This is a genomic window from Chitinimonas sp., assembly GCF_041904975.1.
Classification (GTDB): domain Bacteria; phylum Pseudomonadota; class Gammaproteobacteria; order Burkholderiales; family Chitinimonadaceae; genus Chitinimonas.
Genome location: NZ_JAYRLZ010000432.1, coordinates 1 through 2,140, shown reverse-complemented (window position 1 = coordinate 2,140; position 2,140 = coordinate 1). Strand labels below are relative to the sequence as shown.

Genomic DNA, 2,140 nt, shown 5'->3' with positions numbered 1-2,140 from the left:
GGTATGGCCAATGCCGAGCAGGCCGCTCAGTTGCTCGGCTTGTGCCGCGCTTTCCATTTCGGCCACCCGGCCGACGCGGCGCACCCGGCGAATGGCGGCATTGGCCAGCACGGCAATGCCGGATGAGTCGTAGCCACGATATTCAAGCCGCTTCAGGCCATCGATCAGGTGGCCCACCACATCACGTTGCGCAATTGCGCCGACAATGCCGCACATGGAAAACTCCAGAATCTGTTGAACCAGGCAAGTCTATGCAAGCTTGCACATGCCGTGAGTATGTTTTCGTCATTATTTTACAATGACTAAATATGCGAATGGCATTTATCGGTTTGCGCAACAGGCAGTGGCCTTTGCAGCTGCCGGATCAGCGCGACTCTGGCATGCTTCGCGTCTCGATACGGTAGTCGCCCATGCTGATTGTTCCGCTCCCCTCCCGCCCCGACTGGCGCAAGCCGCCGATTGTCACCCTGGCCATCATGCTGATCTGCACCCTGGTGTATTTGTGGCAGGCCGGTGATGGCATGCGCGAGGCAGAGGCGATGCGCTATTACCAGTCGTCCACGCTACCTGCACTGGAGCTGCCGGCCTATCGCGCCTACCGCAAGGCGCACGGGCAGGCGGTGGATGAGGACATCGCCGATGGCCAGCTGGTGCAGGAAATGCAGATGGACCGCGATTTTCTGCGCGATCTGCATGGTGGCAAGGTGGTCCAGCCACATCAGGAAGCCTATGCAGACTGGCTGCGCCAGCGTGGCCAGTTCGAGCGGCAATGGGACAAGCTGGTCACGCCGCGCTATGCGCTGGCGCCCGATCATCCTACGGCGCTCACCCTGTTCAGCCATATGTTTTTGCATGCCGGCTGGGACCATCTGCTGGGCAATCTGGCGGTGTTCTTCGTGGTGGCCTACACGGTGGAGCTGGCACTGGGGCCGATGCTGTTTCTTGGCCTATTCCTGCTTGGTGGCCTCGGTGCTACCGCTTCCGACCTGATCCTCGCCCATCGCGGCCTGTCGCTCGGAGCTTCGGGCGCCATTTCGGCGGTGATGGCCAGCTATGTGGTGCTGTTTGGCCGGCAGCGCATCCGGTTTTTCTATTCGCTGCTGTTTTTCTTCAATACCGCTCGCTGGCCGGCCTTGGTGATTCTGCCGGTGTGGGTGGGCAATGAGCTGTTCCAGTACCTGATAGCCGACGCCGACAACCATGTGAATTTTCTGGCGCACTTTGGCGGCTTTCTGGCCGGCGCCTTGCTCACCGGCCTGTATCGCTGGCAGCGTGGCGGCCAGAGCGCCGAGTTGGTGGAGCAGGGGCGCGACAACGAGGCGCACGACGCCCTGCGCACCCAGGCAGAGCAGCTGCTCGATGCCAGCCAGTTTGCCCGCGCCACCCAGCACTATGCGCGTTTGGTAGCCGCTTACCCCGACAATACGGCCGACCTGCTGGCCTATTTCCGCTGTGCCAAGCTGGCGCCCGAGCTGCTGCAGCCGGCCATCGAGCTATTGATCACGCGTGCCGCCAGTGGCGAGACCATCTATGGCGAGGTGGTGGCCGATGCGCTGCGCGAGGCGGGCCGGCGCAAGCTGTCCATGCCGCGCCTGAGCGGCAGCCAGTGGCAGCTGATCGCCCGCCTGGCGATCGATGCTCGCCAGCTCGATATCGCCAAGCAACTGGTCACCCGCCTGGCACGCCAACCTTCCACCGGCATCCCCAGCCTGCTGCTGCGCCTGGCCGAAGCACTGCGCAAGCAGGGCATGAGCGGAGACGCCAGCCGCTTTGAAGCGATGCTGACTTCCCTGCATAGCGAATCGGACGAGGCGCGCTATTTGCGGCAGCGGGGGGTGTGAGGCTTGGCTTAGCGCAGCGCGCTGCAACATCGCGGTCATGGCCCGCGCCTTCTTTGCTGGCTTTCTTGGCATGACAAGAGAGCCAGGCGGCTGTGGGGCGCAATCTTGCCCAAAACATTTGCGCCGTAGGCGCATAAAACCTGACAAATAAAGTGAAAGTGCCAGCTGCTTTCAGGAGACGCGCATTGCGTTTCCTGTGCGGGCGGTGGCTTTATGCGCCTGCGGCGCGGATGATTTGGAGCGGGGCCCGTCCCGCAGCCGGGGTACTTTCTTTTGCTTCGCCAAAAGAAAGTACCGAA

At 62.2% G+C, this 2,140-nt stretch carries 1 protein-coding gene and 1 pseudogene; one reads left to right on the top strand and one right to left on the bottom strand.

Features of this window, described 5'->3' with window-relative positions; genetic code table 11:
• Nucleotides 1–216: pseudogene (locus ACE3OH_RS21820) on the bottom strand (glutamine--fructose-6-phosphate aminotransferase); the annotation flags it as partial.
• Nucleotides 217–410: 194 nt separating this feature from the next.
• On the opposite strand from ACE3OH_RS21820, the gene ACE3OH_RS21815 reads away from it, so the two are divergent.
• Nucleotides 411–1,841, top strand: coding sequence for a rhomboid family intramembrane serine protease (locus ACE3OH_RS21815; protein ID WP_374358273.1), 1,431 nt, complete (start codon nucleotides 411–413; stop codon nucleotides 1,839–1,841).
• Nucleotides 1,842–2,140 lie beyond the last annotated feature (299 nt).

Excerpts from the sequence above, each read along its gene's own strand:
- ACE3OH_RS21815 (WP_374358273.1), top strand. The coding sequence starts at position 411 with ATGCTGATTGTTCCGCTCCCCTCCCGCCCCGACTGGCGCAAGCCGCCG.